Raw genomic sequence first — 4,912 nt, 5'->3', positions numbered from 1 at the left:
CCTTATGCGAACCCTTATAGCGGTTGAGGTTGTTGAGAATGTTCTCAACTTTTGTCTCATTTTTGAGACTAGGGCACAAGCGGACCGCTGCTTAATGCGCCAAAACTGCCCTTGGGCAAGCCTTGTGGCACCGGCCTTGTCGGCTCCGCTGCCTGGCTCAGCATACCAGCGCGAGCGCCGTCAAACCCTGTTGCCTGTACCGGTGCCTTGTCCGGTTTGGCCGGATCAAAAGCACCGTTTTCCACGTAGTTAAGACAAGCTTCAGCGGAAATCATCGCTCTTGTGCCTTGTTGCGTGTTGCAGCGACAGCCGTAGACCTCAATCACATCTTGCATGCCTTTGCGCACTTTGCGCCAGCCCATGCTCAAGCGGTTGCCCGCCCGTTCCAAGGCTTTGACGTCGGTAGTCGCCATGCAAGACAGCTTGGGGTAAGTCACCGGTTGCGTCACCTCATCATAGAGCGGTGCAGAGCTTGGCACGTCCGGCAGTCTTGGCGTGCGTAACGCCAAGTACTCTTCCAGCGTGAGCGGTTCACGGCCTCGCGGGTCATCACTGCTCAAAAAACCACCGTCTGAAGGCGCCTGTTTTTCAGCGCTGTGCGGGGGTTCGTTAACCTCTTGCGCTCGCTGCGCGGTCTCTGTCGGCGGCACCATGCGTTTTTTGTAAAAGTTGTAACCACCCACAAGCAAGATCAGCACGCAAGCGATCAACCACCAGAGCGCTTTAGGAGCTTTAAAGCGCATATGGTGTTCGCTGCCCTTGGCAACGGATTGGTAAACATCAAAATATTTTTTATCCAGCAGTACGCGGCTCGCCTCGCCTTCTTGGAAATGGTTTTTACGCTCGACATCCGGATTGACCCGCTCAAACTCCCAGCGTTTGGTGACTTTGCCTTTATGTCCGCGGACATAGTGGATATGCGAGTTGCAGAGCTTTCTAAAGTGGTGGTCAATCAGTCCAGGGCTTTGCGTGATGCAGTGCAATTCATGGCCTTTGTGGCGCATGGTTTCAAGGGCGCTTGCGTATTCCGGCACGGCGGCGGCTTGTTTACGGATGCGGAAAAAGGTTTGCGCTTCATCGATGACGATAATGCTGTTTTCAGGTAGATGATGCCATTGGTAGGGGTCATCAAAGGGCAACCAAACGGCCTTTAACACCTCAGCATCAGGGTTAAAGCCCCTGATATTGTGGTAGTAGACCGCCCTGCCCTCATTCGCGGCCTTGGTATCAACTTCCTTAATCGTGTTGAGGGTTTTGCCGTGTCCCTGTAGTCCGGTGCGCAGTACAAACATGGTTGCCCTGCCCTATCTGTTGATCAGGCTTAACGCAACGACGGTACCGGTAAACTTGTCCATGCCGACCAGCAAGAGCCGCGCGGCCATGGCGGCAAAGGTGATATTGATGGCAATATCGACCTTGGCCAAGCCCAGCAGATGCATGACTTCCACCGGCAACGCCCCAAACAGGCCATACAAATAACTTTGTATGCTGTCCATCAGGCTGTTTAAGCCGGTATAGGCCAGATAGCCAAAGCCCAATGCAGACAGGGCGCGAAACACCAGGCTACCGACAATCGCCAGCAAAAAAGTTCTTAAGCCAATTTGAGCGAGTAAGCCACCGGCGGCGGCAGCACCTACAGCAAGAAGCGGAAACGCCATGTCAATTACCTCTTGATAGCCCTGCCGACCGTGATCAAAAAGAACAAGCTCGCCATAAACACAATCATGGGACTAATCCCCGTCGCGAATTGACAAAGCGGCGAAAAATCAAAGCTAAGCGTACGGCCAGCAATCGAAATCGTGCGCGGCGCAGGGCAGCTTTTCGGCAACCAGCCTGCCGCGTTTTTAGCGTCATTAAATAGATTGCCGAGAGGCAATTCAGACCCCTCTTCTTCAAATGCGGCTTTATCCGCAGCCTCTTGAGCCAAATTGTCGGCAACCATTTGACCGTGATGCTGATAGTCATTTTCCAACTGGCAAGCTTGTTTCTTTTGTTGTTTTAATATCGCGCACTGAATGGCGTCACCTTCGCAAGCTAAATCAACGTTGCAACCTTCGCCGCCGACTTTGCTTATCTTGTCGTTGCAGTCCTCGCCTTGGCAATCACCATTGCCATTGCCATTGCCGTTTCCACCATTGCCATTGCCATTGCCATCCCCGTTGCCATTGCCATTATTCCCATTGCCGCCGTTATTGCCATTGCCGCCGCCTGAATTGCCGTCGCCTGGATTGCCACCACCACCGCCGCCACCTGAATCGCTACCGCCACCGCCACCGCCTCCATTATTAGGCGGGTTATCCACTGGCACTTCTGATGGAACGACACAATGATTGTCAACGCGAACCAAACCTTCCGGGCAACCGTCATTATCCGGTTCTATAGGCGAGCAAAACGAACCGTTATAAAAATACCCCGGCGGGCATTGCTCAGGGTCAGGATGATTGGGGTCTTTCGGTGGTGAGGGTGGGTTATCAGGAGGGGGATTATTTGAAGGCGGTTCCGGAGATCCTGATCCCGAAATAGAAGGAAGATCGGACGTTTTACAAGTCGTGCCCGTATATTCGGCCAAGCCAAGACAATCACTGTTATATGACGGATTGCCAGCAATTGCGAAGCAATCAGCCATTACAGGTTTAACCCTGCAACCCTCCATGCAAAAGAAGGCCGGAACGACAGGATTAGAGAGGTCTAGGTTAGTTAAGGCATAAAAGCTGGTAATTTGATCTTTTTTAGCAGGGCAAACCGATGGCATGCAATTCGCTTTACCTCCGCTGTCATATTCCATTTTATGGGTATCCGGACATTGAGAAAAATATAAGTGAAAGTCTTCACTGGTTGTATCCGTGTATGTTTTAACAACGTATTCACCTTTATCTTGAGTAGTATATTCACGCTCATAAATGAATGTACACTTACCACTAATCGAACCGGCATAATAATCTGGTGGATTACCATTTACAAAATAATCGTTAGCGTTATAACTTGAACCAGTAAATCCCTCAATTCCAGTAAACTCGTATCTTACGTATTTACCGTCCCCAGGATCGCCTGTATTGACTAGACTTTGTGCGTACGCCATGCAACCCGCATCAATCGACTTGCCAAATGTACCCGACATACCAGTATATATACCTGATAATAACCATTGAGCATACCAAGGTACACCAGCAAAAGACGCACAAGACGCACAAGAAACCATCAGCATTAAACAGGCTAGTGTTATACGCACGACGTTAATCATTGTTTTAAATTCGCCCAAATAATAAAGCGGCCATCGCTAAAACAATAACAACCGTGGTCAGCATGTGAATATCCATCATGGCCTTTAACCGGTAAAACCTTATACCCATAACACATTGTATGGACGCGCCGCGCCCGCCCCGTGCGCAGTGCTCGCCGCACCCGCGCACCGGTCGGGCTTGCGGCGCTTGATGCATAAAGGGTTAAAGAAAACCCGCCACAAGGACGGGTTTAGGGTCTTAGAACGCACGCCGGATGTAGCGGAATGCAGCAACGGCCACCAGGGCGATCAGCACCAAACCGCCCGCTTGAATAATGTCGTCTTTAGCGCCCTCAAGTGACGCAACGACATCCGACGATAACGCCGCAAAGGCTTGCGAGCCAAAGAGTGCAGTTACGGAAAACACCGAAACCACGGCAGCGCTTTTGCTTTTTAGCTGGTTAAGCCATTTCATGGGTCTTACTCCTTTAACGTAACATCAGTACTTTTTTAAGTACCAGAAAACCGAAAACCAGCACAAATAACGAGAGGACTAACCCACGGTATTCGGCGTGGTCTTCGGGGCTTAATCCGGATGGATTAAGTTCATCAAGCGGCACATTTTGCAATGTGCCCGAGCAAATATATTGAGGGTTATTGGCACTGCCGATAAGTTGCCAATGCCCAGAGCAGGTTAAAACATATTGGGCAGCCATATTTAAAGATCGCGCCGCGTCGATTTACCTAAATGGCACCGCAAGGGAAAAAGGCTATCGTCTATCCCTTGATGATCTTCAAGCCAGTTCATCGCTTCAATCCACGCATCAAGCGTTGACGAGAACCCAAAACGGCACATAATCGAGGGCGTATTATTTTTACAACACAAAAAAAACCCGTATTTTTCAGTGTTGACGTCCCGAATAATGTCAAATGAAATATCAGGTGTTTCGGAATGCTGAATAACCGAAGTATCTTTGACAAAATCGCCAAAAATAGTCATCGTTTTTGCTTGAGCGACAGGCATGGCTATGCCCTCGCGGCGGTTTGCGGTGCGGGGGGCTTGCTTATTTGTTCTTGTTGCGCGGCTCTTGTCGCTTGCGCTTGGGCGATTAATTCGGAGGGGCTTTTGCGTGCAGGAGCAAAGGTTTCCGACGCGGGTTTTAGCGGGATACCCGACAAGAAGTAGGACAATTGCCGGCTGTTGTCCGCCGAGACCCGTACCGGCACTAACGCTTCTTGACCAACTAATTGGCGGTAGGTGTCATGCAGGCGGCTTTTATAGTCGTCGCCAAATACACTCAGGCGGTAGAGCGCTGAGGTTTCAAAACCATCACGGTCTACCCCTTCGACTTTAACGCCCACTACACCGTAGTAATTACCTTGGGTAATTGCGCCGGTTTCTTCGTTCTTTTTGGGTTTGGCTTGTTTGTCAACAACGCCAACGATTTTGCCCTGAATATACATGCTCATGGGTTTTGTCCTGTTTAGGGTTTAGTAGTTCGCTCTGGCCGAGCGGTGGATTAATCCGCGTTCAAAGAAAAACGCAGGAATGGCGGCGGGTTTGGCTTCGAGTACGCGAATCAGGGGCACGACATTGGAGGTGTTGGCCGCGCGGTCGCAGCGCAGCGCTATATCGATGCCATGTTCTTTTAGTAAGGCGCGATGACGGTAATAAGTAGGTTCAGATAAATT

8 protein-coding genes are annotated in these 4,912 nt (G+C 50.5%); all 8 read right to left on the bottom strand.

Annotated elements, in window-relative coordinates:
* Positions 1-68: 68 nt before the first annotated feature.
* Positions 69-1,292, bottom strand: coding sequence for a zonular occludens toxin domain-containing protein (locus AXE65_RS08885; protein WP_068391071.1), 1,224 nt, complete (start codon positions 1,290-1,292; stop codon positions 69-71).
* A gap of 12 nt (positions 1,293-1,304) precedes the next feature.
* A complete protein-coding gene (locus AXE65_RS08880; RefSeq protein ID WP_079214118.1) occupies positions 1,305-1,658 on the bottom strand; it encodes a DUF2523 domain-containing protein in 354 nt (117 codons plus the stop codon).
* 5 nt (positions 1,659-1,663) lie between these two features.
* The gene (locus AXE65_RS13975; RefSeq protein ID WP_160330607.1) at positions 1,664-3,241 is read right to left on the bottom strand and encodes a virulence factor TspB C-terminal domain-related protein; all 1,578 of its coding nucleotides are present in this window, start codon (positions 3,239-3,241) and stop codon (positions 1,664-1,666) included.
* A gap of 238 nt (positions 3,242-3,479) precedes the next feature.
* Positions 3,480-3,695: a major capsid protein gene (locus tag AXE65_RS08870; RefSeq protein WP_068391065.1), complete on the bottom strand. Its 216-nt coding sequence runs from the start codon at positions 3,693-3,695 to the stop codon at positions 3,480-3,482.
* A 13-nt stretch (positions 3,696-3,708) separates the two neighbouring features.
* Positions 3,709-3,936, bottom strand: a complete 228-nt coding sequence (locus AXE65_RS08865) for a hypothetical protein (RefSeq protein WP_193393243.1) — start codon at positions 3,934-3,936, stop codon at positions 3,709-3,711.
* A 2-nt stretch (positions 3,937-3,938) separates the two neighbouring features.
* Positions 3,939-4,244, bottom strand: coding sequence for a hypothetical protein (locus AXE65_RS08860; RefSeq protein ID WP_068391062.1), 306 nt, complete (start codon positions 4,242-4,244; stop codon positions 3,939-3,941).
* 2 nt (positions 4,245-4,246) lie between these two features.
* Positions 4,247-4,690 carry a hypothetical protein gene (locus AXE65_RS08855; protein WP_068391059.1) on the bottom strand — a complete coding sequence of 148 codons (444 nt, stop codon included), beginning with the start codon at positions 4,688-4,690 and terminating at the stop codon, positions 4,247-4,249.
* Between the two features lie 21 nt (positions 4,691-4,711).
* A partial coding sequence (locus AXE65_RS08850) for a phage/plasmid replication protein, II/X family (protein WP_239685059.1) occupies positions 4,712-4,912 on the bottom strand: 201 nt, incomplete at its 5' end.

This window comes from Ventosimonas gracilis (assembly GCF_001580025.1).
In the GTDB taxonomy this organism is placed as follows: domain Bacteria; phylum Pseudomonadota; class Gammaproteobacteria; order Pseudomonadales; family Pseudomonadaceae; genus Ventosimonas; species Ventosimonas gracilis.
This window is presented reverse-complemented; position numbering and strand designations above follow the sequence as displayed.